The following is a 19,964-nucleotide window of genomic DNA, read 5'->3' as shown; positions in this document are numbered from 1 at the left end:
TACACTAAATTACACAGATAGTCTTAATAAACTACCTTCACGTCTTTTGAAAGAGCATTTATTTGATGTTTTGGTAAATTATCATTATTAGTTACAACTAATTTCTCTAAAGATGGTAGATTATAAAGAACTGTTATATCCTTTATATCATTATCTCCAATATCTAAAGTAGCAAGATCCTCCAATCCAGCAACTGGAGCTATATTAATTATATTATTATCTCCTAGACTTAAAGTAGTAACATCTTTCATATTACTTACTACAGAAATATCTTTAATATTATTTTTATCTAAATATAATCTTAACATTCCTGTCATATTCTTTAACGGACTTATATCAGATATCTTATTTTCATATAAGTAAAGATTCTTAATATAATCTAAGTTTTCTATTGGCTTTAAATCAGATATTACATTAGTTCTAGCACTTAGGGTTTCTAGTTCTTTTAGATTTTTAAGCGGATCTAATTTAGATATTTTATTATTATCCACATGTATTTCTTTAATATCTAAAAGATTTTCTAATCCTTCAAAACTAGTTATTTTATTATTGTTTGCAGTAAGCCATACAAGATCTTTTGCATCTTTAAGATATTTTAGAGTAGTTATATTGTTGTCATTTATATATAACCTTTGAAGATTTTTCATATTTGCTACAATGCTTATATCACTTACTTTATTTTTATTAAGTTTAAGTTCCTTTATATCTGTTAGATTTTTAAGAGAAGATATATCTTTTATATAATTATCACTTAAGTCTAACACTTCTAATTTAATAAGTCCTTGTAAGTCCTCTACTTCAAATATTTTATTTTCTCCTAACTCAAGTCTTTCTAAATTAGTTAAGTTTTTAAGAGGATGTAATTCTGATAAATTTGTAGCTGTAATTTGTAGTTTCTTAAGATTCTCTAGTCCTTGTAATGGAGTTATATCTGAAACCTTTGTCTTATAAAGATATAGCCCTTCCAAATCTTCTAAATCCTTTAATGGGCTTATGTCCCTTATATTATTTTTCCCCAGGTTTACCCATCTTAGTCCCCTTAGGTATTCCATTCCAGAAATATCTTTTATATTCTTAGCAAATAAATTTAACTCCTTTATATACTCAACATCTGCGAGCCTTAACTCTCCTAGTGGCTTTTCTATTTTCTTTCTTACTTCTCTTTCTAAATTTTTATCTTTAAAATTAACTACCACATTTGCTTGTTCAACTATATATTTTAAAGTACCTATATCTGTAATTTCTTTTCCTCTATACTTAACCCACTTCAAATTATCTTTATTTGCTTCTAACTCTTCTATATTCTTTATCTTATTTTTATCTAAATTTATTCTCTCTAAATAATCCATTCCCACAAGAGGATACACATCTTCTACTTGATTATCATCTATATATAACTTAGTTAAATTTCTTATAACCTTTATAGCACTTATATCAGAAATATTATTTTTACTAAGAGTTAAACTTTCAAGCTTTTCTAAAGATCCTAAATCATCTATATTCTTTAATCCATTATCAGCCATAGTCAAAGTTTTAAGATTATTTAAATAAGTTAGTGACTTTAAATTCTTTATTTCATTACTACTTAAATCTAATTCCTTTAACTCCTTTAAATCCTCTAGGGCATCTATTCTCTTAATTTCATTGTCCTTTAAATAAACCTTCTCTAAAATAGTTAAATTTTTAAGTGTTGATATATCCTCTATTTTATTATAAGAAAAGTTTATTTTACTAAGAGATGTACAATCACTTATAGGGGACAGGTCGTGAATTTTGTTATTTGCCGCATCAATAGTTTGAAGTCCTGTAAGGTATTGAATTCCTTCTATACTTTTTATCGCTTTATTTCTTATATCCAATTCTGATATATTAGATAAATCACTTTTTTCTATAGGCCCCACTGGTTTATTGATTTTTTCTCTTATAACCTTTTCTAGTGCTTTATCTGGAAATTTTATTCCCTCTTCTAAATCATAAGCATGTACTTTAGAATTTATGAAATTATTTCCCTGCATTGTAACTCCAAATGCTGGAACTATTGTAGTTGTCAAAAAAGCTGTTAATAATATTATAGTTATTTTTTTCTTTCTCATGAAATTGGCTTTTAGCCCTTCACCTCTCTTATAAAGTACGATTTTATTCAAATACCAGTTATAAGCAATCTTATAAAGAATGTTATAACTGGTATTAATTTTAATTACTTATACTACTTCCTTCATCTATAATTTGATTTTTTTCTTGTGATTTTTTTCTTTTGAAATCATCCATACGTCCTTTAAAAGCTATACCTATAGCTAGAGATCCAACTAATACAGCTGTTAATACTGCAATATCTCTTCTTAAAACCGCTGGATTCGGTCCTAAAATTACCTCTCTCATTCCTGATATTGAATAAGTAAATGGTAAATATGGATTTACTACTTGGAAGAATCTCGGCAACAATTCCCTTGGGAATGTTCCACCTGAAGATGTTAACTGTAATAGTAAGATTATAACAAGTAATAGTCTTCCAACGTCTCCAAGTAAGAATACTAATGTTATAGCCACTGCTACAAATACCCAAGATAAGAATATATTAAATCCTATATAGGTTAAATTACTTACAGGGTTTAGCCCTAATTTTATAACAGCCAAGCTTAGTAATATTGCTTGAATAGTTCCAATAGCACCACATAATAGGTACTTTCCTAACATTATAGAAGCATTTCTGCCTTTTCCAACCTTTTCTTCTTGAACTTTATCTGTAATTAGGAAGAACATCATAAGAGCTCCCATCCATAATCCAAGAGATACAAAGTTTGGTGCAAGTCCAATACCATACTTATCTACATCAAATATTGGAGTATCATCTAAGTTTATAGGATTAGCAACAAAATCTCCCATAAGTTTACTGCTTCTTACTAACCTATCTGATATCTTTTCTCCTCCCTTAGCAAGACTTGAATTTAAAGTACTAGATCCTTCATATAGTTTATCCACACCATCTTGAAGATCTGGCATTTTATTTTTTAAGTTTGAAACACCATTATTAAGTTTTCCTGATGCCTCTTTCAACTTTGAAAGACCATCTGTTAAATCAAAGGTACCATCATAAAGTAGATTTATTCCATCTTGCATATCTGGTACTTTTTCATTTAATTCTTTAACTTTATTTGAAAGAGTGCCTGTACCTTTTTCTAATTTAAATAGTCCATCACTTAGATCTCTAGTACCATCTGTTAGCTGAGAAACTCCACCTACTAATACTGGAACTATACCTTGGAACTTATCAGCTCCGTTATTTAAGTCTTTAGAACCGTTGTATAAAAGTCCTATACCATCTTGTAAACCTATTGTCTTATCATATAAAGTATCTAATCCATTATACAACTTGTTTGAACCTTCATATAATGCATTAAGACCATCAATAATTCCTGTTAATTTAGGTATTATTGTTCTATCATAGCTCTCCATTTGATACATTACCTGATACATATTTAATCCATCTTTTAATACTTTAAGTTTTGGATTTGAATATATTTTATTTAATTCTGTAGAAATCTGATTAGCTCCCATATATAATTGTTTTAGAGGTATTAGTTGTGGTGGTAACTTTTCTACCGGCACAACTTCAATATCAACTCCATAACCAGAAGCTATTTGTTTTACTAACTTTTCAACATTATTTAAATCATCTATTGTATTCTTTATAACACAATATTCTCCATCAATATCTTTCCTAACAAGAAGTTTTGAAAGTTGTAAAAGTCCATATTTAACTTTTTCATCTTCCCTAGTTTCTATTAGCTTGAAAGCTTCAAGTAAACTATTTATATCTTCTTTATCTCGTTTTATATTATTTATTAGTCCTTGCATAATCTGTTTTTGCTCTGGGCTTGATGCCATACTCTCTAAAACTTTTAGTCCACCATTTACCTGTTCTAGTCCACCTGCTAACTGAGGTATTTTACCCTTGGCAATAGGTATTGCTGGAGCTATTCCTTCTACTAACTTATTGACTACTTGCTCATCTAATTTCTTCTTAGGTTTTTTACTTTCCTCTTCTTCAGACTTTTTCTTCTTGTCCTTTTCATCACCTAGTTTATCTTCTATGCCTTTTGTTACTTTACTAATTCCATTTCTAAGATCACGAGCACCATCTCTAAGTTTTTCAACACCATCTATTAAATCTGGCATCTTATCGTCAACTTGTCCAATACCTTCTTTTAAAGCCGTAGAACCTTCAAATATGCTGTCCACACCATCAGACAAATCTGGAAGTTTATCGTTAAGTCCTAAAGCTCCGTCTCTTAAACGGGTACTTCCATCATAAGCATCTTTTACGTTTTCGTTTAAGTTAACTGTGGCATTATGAAGCCTATCTATTCCGTCTAATAGGTCAGGAACTTTTGACTTTAAAGTACCTATACCCTCTTTTAGCTTGTTTCCTCCATCCTCTGCATCTCCTAGTTTTTCTTCTAATGTAGAAGAACCATCTTCAATTTTCTCTAGTGCACTGTCCAAAGATGGAATTTTGTCTTTAAGTTCTGTTATTCCGTCTTTCATAGTATAGGTTCCATCTGCTGCCGTTTCTAGACCATCTCTTAGGGTTTCTAAATTATCTACAATGATTTCGGTAAATTTCGCCCCTGTTTTTTCTTTTATTCCCTTTTCCACAGCACCAGCGGCCTTATCAGCTATAAGCCCAACTATGTAGTTCTTTTTCTTATTTGCCTTAAATACTACTTTAGGCTTTTTTAGTTTACCATGTTCTACATCCATTACTTGTTGACTAAAATTTTTTGGGATAACTAACATAGCATAGTATTTATCTCCCATAAGACCTTCTTCTGCTTCTTTAACGGTTTCTACAAACTGCCAACCTATATCGTCATTTTCCTTTAGAGCATCCTCTAAGTCTCCTCCAAATCTGTAGAAAATGTCTTCTTTTTCTGTTCCCTGGTCAAGATTTACAACTGCTACTGGTATACTTTCTGTTTGCCCATATGGATCCCACAAGGCTGCTAAATAAAGACCACCATACAAAAGTGGAAGTAACATTACTACAACTAGTGTTATTGCAAGCATTTTATTGCTTAGAATATTTTTAATATCATTTTTTATTATCTTAAAAAAATTCATCCCTTCTCCCTCTTTTTTTTATAGATTTGCATAAGGCAGTACAGTAATTATATACTGACCAGTCAGTTTTATTAAACAACTTTTTCTCTTTAAAGTCAACATATTATTTTTTAACTTATTGTTAATATTGAAAGAACTTATTCATCATTTCATTGATTTTATGCAAATTTAAAGATAAGGAGTCTGTAGAGAAATTTATCTACGACTCCTTCCATAATTTTAATTAAATATTAATTCTACCTCTTTTTCTTGTGCTGGGTATCCAGTATTTTTTGCTTCTATATATCCTTCTTTTACTTTAAATTTCTTTTTAGTACCCTTTTTAAGTTCTTCTTTAAAGGTTATTACTACAGTTTTTTCATCGTCTAATAACTTTATATCACATTTATCATAAGTTAGATCTTTTCCATCCATTTCATAGTAGATTGATATTTCTGCATTATGTTTTACTACTTTTTCGTCAAATACTACCTTTATTTCTTTTGTGCTTGTGGCTTCTATTTTTGAAATACCTATAAATCCTTGCTTTACTGATTCTTCTTTAGATGGTTTTTCTTCTTCTGGTTTTTTTTCTGGTTCTTCTGTAGTTGGTTTTTCTTTCTCTGGTTCCTTTTCTGATTCATCTTTTGTTGGATCTTTTGTATCTACTTGGTCTTCATGCTCTTGCTTGTCTCCTTCAACAATGTCTTCGGATTCAGCCTCTCCTAAGTCTTCATTTATTTTTTGTGCCTTAGCTAAAAGCTCACTTTCAATAAATCCATCTATAGAAGCTCCGCCGCCAACTATTGTAACTTTTACATCCTTTGTCATATTATCCTTTATATATTCATTGGCAAAATTTCTACTTTCAGCATTTGTTCCAAGACCATTTAATACTAATGGTGCTCCATCTTTTCCTGCTACGGCAGAAGCAACCAATGCATCAGCAAATTTATATCTGCTGTCATCTCCACCTGCTGCTATATATATATTCTTAAAATTTAAATCATCTTTATAATAATCTAAAACTTTTAAATTGCTTTCAAATCTATCTTTTCCCTCAGCTATTCTCTTGGCATTTACACTTTCTAAAACTTTATTAGGAAGAACTCCTTCCCCTCCAACAGCTTTTACATCAAGATTTGAAGCAATATCCTTTACTATTTTAGGCATTTCTTCTCTATTAGCAAACAATACAGGATATCCTTTACTTGCAGCTATTGATGCTACTGATAGTGCATCTGCATAACCCTCAGCACTTACTAATATTCCACCTTTAGCACTTGTTTTTTCTATAACTCTTTTAGCAACTGCTGCATTAGTTCCATATCTACCATCTTTAGGGGCTCCCGCTATTCTTTCCACTGCATAGCTTTTAGCTAATTCTGTTTCTAGAGTTTTAGTTACAACACCTTCTCCTCCTATTATGTAAACCTTCTTAGTTCCTAGTTTACTTAGAGTTTCTAGCAAATCCACAGAAGGTTTTTTTGAAGCATCTGTAAGTAAGATAGGTGCTTTTAATATTTTAGCAAGAGGGGCCGCACTTACTGCATCTGCATATCCAAGACCATTAACTAATATTACATTTTCAGCCTGTCCAAAGCTTTGCTTAGCTACATTTTGAGCTGTAATAAATCTATTAAGTCCCGGCATCCTCACAACTTCTGCCTTTGCTCCTACCTTTGAAATTCCTCCTACTGATGGTGCAAATATAAAGCTAGTTATTAACGTAGATATAATTGCTTTTTTACTTTTCTTAGCAAACATAAATAGTCCTCCTTTATGTAAATAAATAATTCCAACATATATATTATATATTACTTATGTAATTAATTACAGTGTATTTAAAAATACTCCTAACTTTTTTAGCTAGGAGATATTTTAAACTTATTTTTTAATTATCTTCTCAACTTTTACTTTTTGTAAAACTTCACTATAACTATAATCTTTTTTTACATAGCCTACATAAACCTTCTGTTTTTCATTATTCTCTTTTATTTCTAGACCTACATTGTCTATACTTACTTTATAATCTTCAGCTTTTCCTTCCTGAATTTTTACAAGGACTAATGTATTATAAGGTATACCTTTTCCTACTTCTACTTTATATTTAGGAACATTAGATACATTTTTATTTTGTCCATTTTTGACATCCTGCCCTTTATTATTTTTTTCTTTATTATCATCCTTCTTATTTTGTGCCTCATCTTTAATAGGTTCACTATATGGAAGTAATAATTTAGTTTCCCCTATTATTTTATCTTTGTCATTTAATACATTTTTACTAATTTCAATGGTATGTCCTGAATTTTTGTTTTTTAAGGTTCCTTGAGGAATTTTAAATATTAAAAGTTGTGGCATTTCCTTTCTTATAAAAGCCTCACTGCCTTTTGGAAGAGGTTGTCCATTTAATTTGTAATTATTAGGATTGCCTATAGAAGTTTCATCATTGTTTTGAATAACTTCTGCACTAAATCTTATAAAAATATAGTCTGCTGAAGTATCATCATCTTTTTTATCTATATCTTGAATAATCTGATCCATATCTATGTCAGCATAGGCATATTTTACATAAAAATCTACATTACTTTGTTTACTTTCTCTGCTATTAACTTTAGAATCTTTTCTATTTCCTTTAAACATAACAAAAGCGGATGAAAATGTAACTAATATAAATATTATAGCTAAAATAATGGATATTTTCTTTTTCATAATTCTTCCTCCCAATGTATAAGTAAATTATGCTAATAAGTATATCATTTCCCATAAAAATAATAAAGAGGCTATACATAACCTCTTTACTTCAAAACTTATATAATTATTCTTCTATACCTAAAGTATCTTTAAAGCTCTGTACAGTAATCATATATTCATTTATTGCTTTTTCTTCTTCTATTTTCTTTTTCTCGAAGTCTAATTTAGCTGACTCTAATTGGACTTTATCTTCTAATCCTTGATCAGATCTATATTTTGTTTCTTCGTATTTCATTTTTGAATGAGCTAAATTTGCTTTTGCCACATCTACCGCTTCTTCTTTTCCCTTTAAATTATAATAAGCTGACCAGAAGTTAACTCTCAAATTTAATTTATAATCTTCTATAGAATTTTGCATATCTTTCATTCTAATATCTATATTGGTTGACTCTACCTCTGTATTTCTTCCGTATTTTTCATAAATATGCCTTTCCACTTTTAGAAATTCTAGTTCTTCATTCATTTTATATAATCCAAAATTTTTCTCAATACTATCATTTATGATTTTATCTATGTTCTCTGGATTATATAGCTTAAATTCTTTATTAGCATATTCTAAATTAAGTTTAATATTCTTAGTTTGATCTAACCCTAAATACTGTTTTATCTTTAAAAGTGATTCTTGCTCTTGAAGTTTTGGCAGATTAAGAGATGAGCTAAGTTGAGTTTTCTGCACTTTTAAAGGCTCTATAGAAGTAGAGCTTGCCTTACCTTCATCTATATATCTTTGTAATTTCTCTATTTGCATATCTAAATTATTTAAAGTTTCTTCTGTATTTTTTATATCTCTTCTACAATTTAAAACATTTAAATAGTTTCTTTCTAGTTCTCTTTTTATTTCTTTTACTTTATCTTCTTTATCTTTTCTTGCAGATTTTACATTTAAAGCTGATTGCCTAAAGTTTAGCATTTGTTGCCTTCTGAAGGATACATTGTTATAATTTATTGAAATATCCCTATCATTATCTATACTTTGAGATAAAGTTAAATCTCTATCATAAAGCCTATTTAAAAGATTTATTTTCCCCTCCATAAGCTTTAATTCTGAATTATCCTTTTCTAATTTTTCCATAACTTCTTTCATATTTAGATTTAATTCTTCTTCATTATCTTTTCCCAGTATAGTTATAACCTTAATTTCTTCTTTATTTTCTATTTCCCGGGAATTATTTTCAGCATTATTCATGGCAAAAACCACTGTGGATGAATTAGCAAATAAAAGTGTTGCTAAAATTAAAGCTGTTATATTTCCTTTCTTCATTCTTATCCCCCTTTATTGATAGAATACTTTCTTTGAATCCGTTCCTACAGAAGCTGCAAATTCTAGTTTAAGTTTTGCAATATATGCTTCTCTTTCCGCCTCTTTATAATCCATACTGCTTTCTATAAATTCTGCATTTTTTCTATTAAAATCTAGCCTACTTAACATTCCTAAGCTATATTTTTTATAGGATTCATCATATTCTTTTTTAGCTTGTTTATAACCCTCTTCTAAATTTTTTAACCTTACAAGCTTTATTTCAAAATCATTATATAGTAAATTTATCTCCATTTTTATGTCTAGCTTTTTAAGCTCTAATTCATCTTCTGCATTTTGTATCTTTTGTTCTGCAAGTTTTCTTTCTCTATTATGTTCACTAGAAAATACTGCCTTTGCTGACCCACTTTCAAATCTTCTTACTAAAATATTTTCTTCCCCATTTTTTATTTCCATTCTATTTTCTAAAGCTTCCTTTATATACTCATCTTGAGATTTTAATGTGGATTTATCTAAATTAAAATCCTTTTTATAACTTGAGTATTTCTTATCTAATGGTTCTCCTACTAATTTGTTAAATTCCATATTATATTTTTGAAATTCCCTATCTATATTTGAAAATTCTCCTTTTTCCTTTAAATACTCAGCTTTTTTAGCTAAATAATCTGTTTTAGAAAGAACTCCAGTTTTGTAGGATACTTCCGATTTTTTGTATTCATCTTCTACATTTTTGTATTTATCCTTTGCAAGTTTTAATTTATCCATTTCCATTAAAAATTTTCCATATCCTTCATAAACCCTTTGTCTTACAGAATTTTTATCCACTTCTAGGGCATTTTTATTTTGAAACATCTCAAATTCGCCTAATACAGGAAGATTATTAGCTGATTGAAGCATTTGAAAAAGTTCATATTCTCCTGTTATTGGGATTCCAAAATTTCTTTGATAGTATTCATATTCTCTTTGTTCATCTTCTGTTCTTTCACTTTTATTTTGAAGTTTTTTAAATCGTTCATTTTTTTCTATTCTTTCATATACTGAATCTGTTCCATTTATATTATCCTGAAATCCATTTTCTAAACTTTCTATAGTACTCTTTCTATTCTTAACTTCTATGGAGTTTTCTACGGCCTTTTCCATTAAATTATCCAAATCAAGAATTTGTCCAACGTCACCTTTATTTTCTTTAGCTTTTACTATAGTTCCCTGTGATTTAGGGAAAATACATATTGTATTAATAACTAAGAGGCATAATATAACTTTTTTAATTTTTTTCATATATTCTCATCCTCTCTTTTATTCGTACCTTAGTGCATCAATTGGATTTAATTGTGCAGCTTGATTTGCTGGATAAAGTCCAAAGAATATTCCAACTGCTGAAGAAAATCCAAAGGCTGTTAATATAACTTTCAATGATACTACAATCTGAATATTTATAAGACTTCCTGCAAATTTTCCCACTAATATACCAAGTATAGTTCCTACGCTTCCTCCGATTAGACAAAGTATTATAGATTCCATTAGAAATTGAATCCTTATATCCCGAGTCTTAGCTCCTATTGCTTTTCTTATACCTATCTCTCTAGTTCTCTCTGTAACAGAGACAAGCATTATATTCATAACTCCTATTCCTCCAACTAAAAGAGAAATTGCAGCTATAGCCCCTAGGACCATAGTTATTACCCCTAACACCTTATTAATACTTTCTAATTCTTTAAATCCTTTTTCCGCTGTATACTTATTCCTATTTTTATGTTTATTTTCAATAAGTCTTATCATTTTATTGGATACTTGATCTGCATTCTTCATATCAGACAACATAACAGAAACCCCACGTATATCAGTATCTTCTGTTAGCCTATCTACTATAGTTAATGGCATTGTTAAAAATCCTGGCATATTACTACCACCAAAAGCATCTCCCATATTTCCTCTAGGATCTTTAAAAACACCTATTATACTTAAATCTATATTTTTATCTCCAATATTAAATTTTATTTTTTCTCCCACTACATCTACTCTGTTAAAAAGGTGTTTAGCTGTTCTATCATCTATTGTTGCAACAGCCCTTCTTGAGTCTAAATCATGTTCATTTAAATATCTTCCATGCATCATCTTTAAATTATAAAACTTTTTAGAATCCTCATTTGTTGCCATTATGCTTGCTTGTTTCATTTTATTTTCTACTTTAGCTTTACCAAATAACCCCAATTCAGGTGATGCATATTCAATTTCTGATATTTTATTTTTTAAAAGCTTAACATCATCCATGGTAAAATAATCTCTTTTTTCTATGGTAATGTCTGGAGAAGAACTCATCTTCATATTTATAAGATTAGTCCCTATATTTTCAAATTCTCCTGTTATAAATTGTTTGGCCCCATCTCCTATGGATACTATAGTTATTACAGAAGATATACCAATGATTATACCCAACATAGTTAAAAAAGATCTCAGTTTATTAGATTTTACACTCTGTAGGGCAGATTGAAAACCTTCTAATATATTCATACTTTCTGCCCCCCAACTATAATTCTTTCACTTTCATTTATTAATTTATCTGAAATTATGTTTCCATCCTTAAAAACTACTGCTCTTTTAGTATGCATTGCCACATCATCTTCATGAGTAACCATAACGATTGTAACTCCTTCATTGTTTAGCTCCTGAAAAATCCCCATAATTTCTACTGTTGATTTACTATCTAAATTTCCAGTAGGCTCGTCTGCTAATAATATAGAAGGATCATTTACTAAAGCTCTGGCTATGGCAACTCTTTGCTTTTGACCTCCAGATAATTCTGTAGGCTTATGATATATCCTATCTCCAAGTCCCACTCTTTCTAATGCTTTTTGAGCTTTAATTTTTCTTTCCTCTTTAGGTACTCCGGCATACATCATAGGCAATTCAACATTAGCTATAGAAGTAAGTTTTGGCAGTAGGTTAAATGCTTGGAATACGAAACCTATTTTCTTATTTCTTATTGCTGCTAACTCATTACTGTCTAGTGAGGAAATGTCCACACCATCTAAATAATATTTCCCAAAAGATATATTGTCTAAACAACCTAATATATTCATCATGGTGGACTTTCCAGAGCCTGAAGCACCCATTATAGCTACAAATTCTTTTTCATCAATAGATAAATTTATTTTATTTAGGGCTTTTAGTTTAATGGCTCCTGTATCATAAATTTTTTCAATGTCTTCAAGTTTTATAATCACTTCTCCACCCCCTACTATTCACCTGCAGGATTAACTCTTTCTCCATCTTTTAGATTTTCTGGAGGATTTATAATGTATTTTTCTCCTTCTTTTAATCCGCCTAAAATTTCTACATCATATTCCGTTTCTAATCCTGTATTTATTTCTCTTTTCTTTACAACATTATCTTGATCTAATACGTATGTGTATTTTTTTCCTCCCTTTTTATCCTGTCTTATAGCATCAAATCCTATAGCTAAAGATGATTTTCTTTCCTGTAATATAATTTCTAAATCTGCTTCGTAACCTGATTTTACCTTACTATCAGATTTGTCTAAAGCTACTTTTATATTTAATTTATGCTCTGCATCTGCTCCAGCACCACTTTTAGCTATTTTCTTTTCTGCAATTTCTCCTACTTCTTCTATCTTACCTTTGTACTCTTTATCTATACCTTTAATTTTTATATTTACCTTTTGTCCCTTTTTAATATTAACTGCATCATATTGATTTATATCTGCATTAACTCTATACTTAGAAACATCATCTATTACTATCATTTCTCCTGAATTAGGATATTGATTTTCCTTTGCATCCATTCTAACTATTTTTCCAGAAACATTTGCTTTTATATAGCAATCTTCTATTTTATCCTTTATGGATTTTATATCTGATTGAATCATTGCGATTTGATTTCTTTGAGATATTATTTTATTATTTGTAGATATGTCTATTCCTGATAAATTATTTTCTGCATTTTTTAATGCTGCTTCTGCATTTTTAACTCCATTTTCAGCCTCTTTTGCCGCTTTTACAGAAGCATCATATTCATTTTGAGAGACATATCCTCCTTCAAATAATTTCTTGTTTTGTGATAGTTTCTTTGATAAATCCTCATGGGTACTTTTAGCATTTTCTAATGCAAGTCTTGCTTGTACTAAAGAACCTGATGCTGTCTTTTTCTGATTTTCCACCTCTGCTCCTTGAAATTGTGCTAATGTATCATTGGCATTCTTTAGGTTTAATTCAGCTTTCTCCAGTTGAGTTTTTAAATCTTTAGAATCTAGTTCCACTAATACATCATCTTTTTTAACCATTTGTCCTTCTTTAACATTTACTTTAATCACTTTTAGAGATGGATTTAAAGCTATATCATTTCTATGGTTTGCCTCCACATTTCCTGTTGCTGTAGCAACTTTATTTAAATTCTTTTTACTAACAGTATTTGTGCTTACTTGTGTGAAATTATCCTTTTTCCCTTTAATTGTTGAAAATGCTACTAATATTATAACTACAGCTATTACTCCAAATATTAGATATTTTTTGTTTAATTTAAACTTTTTTTTCATAATTTATACTCGTCCTCCTTATTATCTTTCTCAATTAATTTAATAAAAAGCTTAGTACTATTTATTAAAGTATTTAAATCCTCATCCGTAGCTTTAGATAAAACTTCCTTAAATACTTCAACATGCTGTTTTATTATCTTTCTTTCTTCTTCATAGGCCTTTTCTGTAAGATAAAGAAAGGTTCTTCTTTTATCAGTTTCGTCTTTTTCCTTTCTTATTAATCCTTTTTCTAAAAGCTTATCAAGAACTGTAGATATAGTGCTATTAGGTATACCCAATTTTTCTCTTATGTCTGTTAAAGTTGTAGGTTTTTTACTATCTAGTTGATTTAGTATAATCATAGGATAGGGACTTATCTTCTTTCCATCCATTTTAGCATTTAACTTTCTATTCATAAGTTTAGAAAGATTTGTTATATCTTTTAATAATTCAAAAATCTTTTTATCCTCCATACTTATCCTTTCTTTATATGTATTTTCCTATGTTAAGTACAAATTACTTCATATATGAAATAATTTTATCACAGCTTATCAAAATTTTCCATGAATAACACATTAATTAAACCTTAATATTTTCTTAAAAAAAAGAGCTGTTAATAGCGATTTAAAAAATCACTAATATAACAGCTCCTATTTACTAGTATTTATCCTATTCTTTTAAACTCTTCTTTAAATCTATTCTTATATTCTAATTTTAATTCCTCTCTAAAATCAGGATGAGCTATTTTAATAAGTTCTCGGGCCCTGTCCCTTAAATTTTTACCTTTAAGTCTTGCAATTCCGTATTCAGTAACTACATAATCCACTTCATTTCTTGTGGTAGTTACTGCTGCTCCTTTATCTAATAGAGGAACTATTTTAGATATTTTTCCATTTCCTACAGTAGAAGGTATTGCAATGATAGACCTTCCATTTTTACTAAGACCTGCTCCTCTTATAAAATCTATTTGTCCACCAACACCACTTATTTGGGTAAAGCCTATGGTTTCTGCATCTATTTGACCCATAAGATCTATTTGAATACAGGAATTTATAGAGACCATATTATCATTTTTACTAATAACTACAGGATTATTAACATAATCCACAGGGTACATTCTCACCATAGGATTATTATCCACAAAATCATATAATTTCTTTGTTCCCATTAAAAAACTAACAATTATCTTCCCTTGATGCAAAGTCTTTTTCTTATTATTTATTACCCCTGCCTTTACTAAATCTACCACCCCATCAGAAATCATCTCTGAATGTATTCCTAAATCCTTTTTATCCTTTAAAAATAAAAGTACTGCATCTGGAATTGCACCTATGCCCAATTGCAAAACATCTCCATTATTTATAAGAGATGCACAATTTTCTCCTATTGCCCTTTCTATATCACCTATATTAGAAGGTTTTAGCTCTGGTATCTCTCGAGAATTTTCAACTATATAATCTATGTCACTAACATGTATAAAATTATCCCCTAAAGTTCTTGGCATCTTATCATTTACTTCTGCAATAACAAGTTTTGCACATTCTGCTGCAGGTTTTATATAATCAGAAGAAACACCAAAGCTACAAAATCCATGCTCATCTGGAGGTGCAACTTGTATTAATGCCGCATCTAATTTTATATAGTTCTCTCTAAAAAGTCTTGGTATCCTTGAAAAAAAACAAGGAATATAATCAGCTCTTCCATCATTTATAGCTTCCCTACTCCCTCCTCCTACAAAAAGAGAATTATAACTAAAATGTTTTTCCATACCTTTTTTAGCACATTCACTCTTTTCTAAAGCTATCATTTGATAAAGTTTTAAATCTCTAAAACTTTCCTTATTATCAACTAAAGCTTTCATTAAAAGTCTAGGTTCACTAGCAGCATGTCCAACTGCTACGTGGTTTTCAGATTTTAATTTTAAAACAGCTTCCTTTGATGATAATAGCTTACTTTTGTAAATATCTTCCCAATTCATCTCAATTCCCCCTATTTAATTGTTAATACTTAATCAATGTTGAGCTAAGTTCTAAGTGTATTCATCTAATTCCCCTTTCTTATTCTTTAGAATACAGGATTATACTATATATTTTATAATATTTTCCTGATAAAATCCAGAATATTCATGTTATTTATTTAACATTTAACTCGTAAAAAAAGACACTACTACTGTGCCTTTTGTCCTTTATATTGTATTTCTACTTGAGGATATGGTATATTTATAGATTCTTTATCAAATTCTACTTTTACTTTTTCCATTAATCCAAAATATATATTCCAATAATCCTTATTTTCACACCAAACTCTAACATATAAATTTACTGAACTATCTCCATGTTCTCCCACTAATATTTGAGGATCTGGTTCTTTTAATATTAAAGAATTGCTCTCTATAATATTTATTAAAACCTTTTTTACTCTTTCTATATTCTCATCATAATCTATGCTAAAAATCAAATCTACTCTTCTTGTAGAATTAGCAGAATAATTTGTGACACTGCCATTAGATATATTGGAATTTGGAATTATTACCTTTTTATTATCTGGCGTATTTAATATAGTATAAAAAACTTGTATTTCAGATACAGTTCCACTATGACCTGCAGCTTCTATGTAATCTCCTACTTTAAAAGGCTTTAATATTAGAATAAGAACTCCTCCTGCAAAATTTGACAAACTTCCCTGTAATGCTAGTCCAACTGCTAATCCTGCAGAACCAAGAATTGCAACAAAAGAAGTCATTTCTGCTCCTAGCATTGAAGCAATTGTTACAGCAAGTAATATTTTTAATCCTATACTAGTAAAGGATATTGAAAAAGACTGTAGAGATTTTTCTAATCCTATTTTAGAAAATCTTCTAGATAAAAGTCCTACTATCTTTTTAATTGCATATAATCCTACAACTAATGTTGCAACTGCTAATATTATTTTACTTCCGTACAATACTATAATCTGATTAAAATAATCAAAATCCATTTAATCATCCCTTTCTTTTAAATATTTAATATTCCTTTACGATTTAGCAAAATATCACATAAGAATATCTTGTTAACATTAAAATGATGAACATTATTATATAATATATCTTATTATTTATAAAGGCAGGTGACAGTACCAATATTTAAGAAAATGGGAAATTATCATGATAGAACTTAAAAATATTTATAAATTCTACAAAATAGGACAAGAAAAACTTACAGTTTTAGATAATGAATAAGAAAAGAAGAGATAGCTTGGCTGTCTCTTCTTTATACATTTTATCCACATTTACTTTTACTTTGTCAGATAATTTTATGTTTTTCTAATTCCTTTTCCATTAAAATATTAATTAATTCACAGATTCCAATTTATTATTTTTATATTTTAATAAGAATCTTTCTTTTTCATTTAAAACTTCATCTATAGTAGCTTCATCTATAATTAATGGTATATTAAATATCTCAGCATAATGTGCTCCCCACTCAAATATAGAGTAAAGTGTAGGCAGAAATGTCCTACCATAATTCGTTAAACTATACTCTACTTTAAGTGGTTTTTGATAATACACCTTTTTATCGATAAGCCCCAATTCGGTTAACTGCTTTAATTCCTGACTTAATACCTTTTCACTTATACCCTTTAGGGATCTCTTTAATTGTCCAAAACGAAGACTCTTCTTTCTTAGGTACCAAAGTATCATTATTCTCCACTTACCACCTAATATATCTGTAGTAAGTTCAACACCACAAACATAAACATCCTTTGTCACTTTTTTCACAAGTAATCCCCTCCATAAATTATGATAAAGCTTAAAATGGTTACATTGAAGTAACCAGCTAACAAAAAAGTAAGTACTTGTTAATATAAATACAATCATGCTATAGTAATATAGTAATACAAAAACAAAATATAATCAAAATACAGAATATTCTTTAAAAACTTTATTATATAGGAGGGGTTCTAATGAAAAACATTATTTTAAAAAAGGAGAATGGTATAGTAGAAATAACTATCAACAGACCTAAATCTCTTAACGCTTTAAATAGTGAAACTTTAAACGAATTAGGAGCAGCTATAAAAGACATCTCTGAAAGTGATGATGTTAAGGTTGTAATAATAACTGGAGCAGGCGAAAAAGCATTTGTTGCAGGAGCAGATATAACTGAAATGCAAAATCTAAATGCAAAACAAGGAAGAGCTTTAGCAAGACTTGCTCAAAAAGTATTCTCTGATATTGAGCATATGCCTCAAATAGTAATAGCTGCTGTTAATGGATATGCACTAGGTGGTGGATGTGAATTATGTATGGCTTGTGATATAAGACTTGCTTCTAAAAATGCAAAATTTGGACAACCAGAAGTAAACTTAGGAATAACACCTGGATTTGCAGGTACCCAAAGGCTTCCAAGATTAGTTGGCAAAGGAACTGCCAAAGAACTTATATTTACTACTGATATGATAGATGCTAATGAAGCTTATCGTATACAACTTGTCAACAAAGTCTATGAAGCTGATGAATTAATAGACAAAGCAAGAGAATTAGCTAAAAAAATAATGAGTAAAGCACCATATGCTGTTAGCTTAGCAAAAGCAGCTATAAATGATGGTATGAATATGGATACAGAATCAGCCTATAAATATGAAGCGGATATATTTGGGTTATGTTTTGCAACAGAAGACCAAAAAGAAGGTATGAAGGCCTTTCTAGAAAAGAGAAAATCTAATTTTAAAAATTGCTAGAAATCATATTCATAAAAGTTATGAAAGGAGATTTGATTATCTATGGGGGTAAAGTTTTTAAAAGCTAATGAAGCCGCAAATTTAGTTAAAGATGGCGATTTAATAGTAACTGGAGGATTTGTAGGTAGTTGCTGCCCTGAGGCCTTAACAAAGGCACTTGAAAATCGTTTTCTTGAAACATCTAGTCCTAAAGATTTAACTTTAATGTATGCAGCGGCACAAGGAGATGGAAACGGAAAAGGTGCAGATCGTTTTGCACATGCCGGTATGACAAAAAGAGTTTTAGGTGGACATTGGAACTTATCACCTTCCCTTGGAAAGATGGCAATAAATAATGAAATAGAGGCTTATAACTTACCTCAAGGAACACTCTCTCAGTTATTTAGGGATATTGCTGGAAAAAGAATAGGTACAATAACCCATGTAGGATTAAATACCTTTGTAGATCCAAGATTACAAGGTGGAAAATTAAATGAAATAACAAAAAAGGATATTGTAGAAGTTATAAATATTAAAGGCGAAGAAAGATTATTATATAAATCATTCCCAATAGATATATGTTTTTTACGTGGTTCCTTTGCAGATGAAAAAGGCAATGTAACCCTTGAAAATGAAGTAGCTAGCCTTGAGGTTACATCCATAGCTCAAGCCACTAAAAATACTGGCGGAATTGTTATAGTACAAGTGGAAAAAGTAGTGGAATGTGGCACACTTGATCCACGTCTTGTAAAAATACCAGGAATATATGTAGATGGAGTTGTAATTGCCGAACCTGAAGACCATGAACAATGTTTTGGATGTGAGTTTGAATCAGCAAGAACTGGTAAAGTAAGAATTCCTGTAAGTACTGTAGAAAAAGCCCCATTGAATCAAAGAAAAGTAATCGCAAGAAGAGCTGCTTTGGAGCTTGAACCCGGTACTACTGTAAACCTTGGAATAGGAATACCAGAAGTTATATCTTTAGTAGCAAATGAAGAAGGTATAGGAGAATATATGACTTTAACTGTAGAAGCAGGTGCCATAGGTGGAGTTCCTGAAGGTGGAACTGCATTTGGTGCATGTATTAACCCAGAATCAATATTAGACCAAGCTTATCAATTTGATTTTTATGATGGTGGAGGATTAGATTTAGCATTCTTAGGTCTTGCCCAAACAGATAAGAACGGTAATATAAATGTAAGTAAATTTGGTCCTCGTATAGCTGGATGTGGTGGTTTTATAAATATAACTCAAAATTCTAAAAAAGTATTCTTCTGCGGAACATTTACAGCTGGCGGATTAAAAATAGAAATAAAAGACGGAAAATTAAATATACTGCAAGAAGGTAAAGCTAAAAAGTTCATAAATCAAGTTGAACAAATAACTTTCAGTGGAGAATATGCCCAAAAAACAAAGCAACCTGTAATGTATATAACCGAAAGAGCTGTATTTGAACTTAAAGATGATGGTGTATATCTAACAGAAATAGCTCCCGGAGTTGACCTACAAAAAGATATATTGGATTTAATGGATTTTAAACCTAAAATGGAAGGCGAGCCTAAACTTATGGATAGTCGAATCTTCTTTGATAAACCTATGGGATTAAAGTAATAAATATAACTT

At 29.7% G+C, this 19,964-nt stretch carries 15 protein-coding genes; 2 read left to right on the top strand and 13 right to left on the bottom strand.

The window, feature by feature from the left end; genetic code table 11:
• Positions 1-23: 23 nt before the first annotated feature.
• The 13 genes from B5D21_RS09350 to B5D21_RS09290 form a co-directional block, all read right to left on the bottom strand.
• Positions 24-2,093: a leucine-rich repeat domain-containing protein gene (locus tag B5D21_RS09350; protein ID WP_035124708.1), complete on the bottom strand. Its 2,070-nt coding sequence runs from the start codon at positions 2,091-2,093 to the stop codon at positions 24-26.
• Positions 2,094-2,193: 100 nt separating this feature from the next.
• Complete coding sequence (locus tag B5D21_RS09345) at positions 2,194-5,121, bottom strand: YhgE/Pip domain-containing protein (protein WP_011098789.1); 2,928 nt, start codon at positions 5,119-5,121, stop codon at positions 2,194-2,196.
• A 219-nt stretch (positions 5,122-5,340) separates the two neighbouring features.
• On the bottom strand, positions 5,341-6,867 hold the full coding sequence (locus B5D21_RS14090; RefSeq protein WP_011098788.1) for a cell wall-binding repeat-containing protein: 1,527 nt from the start codon (positions 6,865-6,867) through the stop codon (positions 5,341-5,343).
• A gap of 120 nt (positions 6,868-6,987) precedes the next feature.
• Positions 6,988-7,812: a hypothetical protein gene (locus B5D21_RS09335; RefSeq protein ID WP_035127541.1), complete on the bottom strand. Its 825-nt coding sequence runs from the start codon at positions 7,810-7,812 to the stop codon at positions 6,988-6,990.
• 106 nt (positions 7,813-7,918) lie between these two features.
• Positions 7,919-9,115, bottom strand: a complete 1,197-nt coding sequence (locus B5D21_RS09330; protein WP_011098786.1) for a TolC family protein — start codon at positions 9,113-9,115, stop codon at positions 7,919-7,921.
• A gap of 12 nt (positions 9,116-9,127) precedes the next feature.
• The gene (locus B5D21_RS09325) at positions 9,128-10,390 is read right to left on the bottom strand and encodes a TolC family protein (RefSeq protein WP_035124701.1); all 1,263 of its coding nucleotides are present in this window, start codon (positions 10,388-10,390) and stop codon (positions 9,128-9,130) included.
• An 18-nt stretch (positions 10,391-10,408) separates the two neighbouring features.
• Complete coding sequence (locus tag B5D21_RS09320) at positions 10,409-11,623, bottom strand: ABC transporter permease (protein ID WP_011098784.1); 1,215 nt, start codon at positions 11,621-11,623, stop codon at positions 10,409-10,411.
• Positions 11,620-12,336 (bottom strand): ABC transporter ATP-binding protein, encoded by a 717-nt coding sequence (locus B5D21_RS09315; protein WP_011098783.1) that lies wholly within the window; start codon positions 12,334-12,336, stop codon positions 11,620-11,622. Before B5D21_RS09315 ends, B5D21_RS09320 begins: the two co-directional genes overlap by 4 nt.
• A gap of 14 nt (positions 12,337-12,350) precedes the next feature.
• Positions 12,351-13,664 (bottom strand): efflux RND transporter periplasmic adaptor subunit, encoded by a 1,314-nt coding sequence (locus B5D21_RS09310; protein WP_011098782.1) that lies wholly within the window; start codon positions 13,662-13,664, stop codon positions 12,351-12,353.
• Entirely contained in the window at positions 13,661-14,116 is a 456-nt protein-coding gene (locus B5D21_RS09305; protein ID WP_011098781.1) for a MarR family winged helix-turn-helix transcriptional regulator, read from the bottom strand. Before B5D21_RS09305 ends, B5D21_RS09310 begins: the two co-directional genes overlap by 4 nt.
• A gap of 191 nt (positions 14,117-14,307) precedes the next feature.
• Positions 14,308-15,621, bottom strand: a complete 1,314-nt coding sequence (locus B5D21_RS09300; RefSeq protein WP_011098780.1) for an acetyl-CoA hydrolase/transferase family protein — start codon at positions 15,619-15,621, stop codon at positions 14,308-14,310.
• Positions 15,622-15,809: 188 nt separating this feature from the next.
• Positions 15,810-16,619 (bottom strand): mechanosensitive ion channel family protein, encoded by an 810-nt coding sequence (locus tag B5D21_RS09295; protein ID WP_011098779.1) that lies wholly within the window; start codon positions 16,617-16,619, stop codon positions 15,810-15,812.
• 352 nt (positions 16,620-16,971) lie between these two features.
• Positions 16,972-17,400 (bottom strand): winged helix-turn-helix transcriptional regulator, encoded by a 429-nt coding sequence (locus B5D21_RS09290; RefSeq protein ID WP_052042369.1) that lies wholly within the window; start codon positions 17,398-17,400, stop codon positions 16,972-16,974.
• A 185-nt stretch (positions 17,401-17,585) separates the two neighbouring features.
• Here B5D21_RS09290 and B5D21_RS09285 point away from each other — a divergent pair, with 185 nt between their 5' ends.
• Positions 17,586-18,362, top strand: a complete 777-nt coding sequence (locus B5D21_RS09285) for a short-chain-enoyl-CoA hydratase (RefSeq protein WP_011098777.1) — start codon at positions 17,586-17,588, stop codon at positions 18,360-18,362.
• A gap of 42 nt (positions 18,363-18,404) precedes the next feature.
• Positions 18,405-19,952, top strand: a complete 1,548-nt coding sequence (locus tag B5D21_RS09280; protein ID WP_011098776.1) for an acyl CoA:acetate/3-ketoacid CoA transferase — start codon at positions 18,405-18,407, stop codon at positions 19,950-19,952.
• Positions 19,953-19,964: the final 12 nt, after the last annotated feature.

It is taken from the genome of Clostridium tetani (genome assembly GCF_900167265.1).
Classification (GTDB): domain Bacteria; phylum Bacillota; class Clostridia; order Clostridiales; family Clostridiaceae; genus Clostridium_G; species Clostridium_G tetani.
Note: the sequence above shows the minus strand (reverse complement) of the source record. Positions and strands in the feature narration are given on the sequence as shown.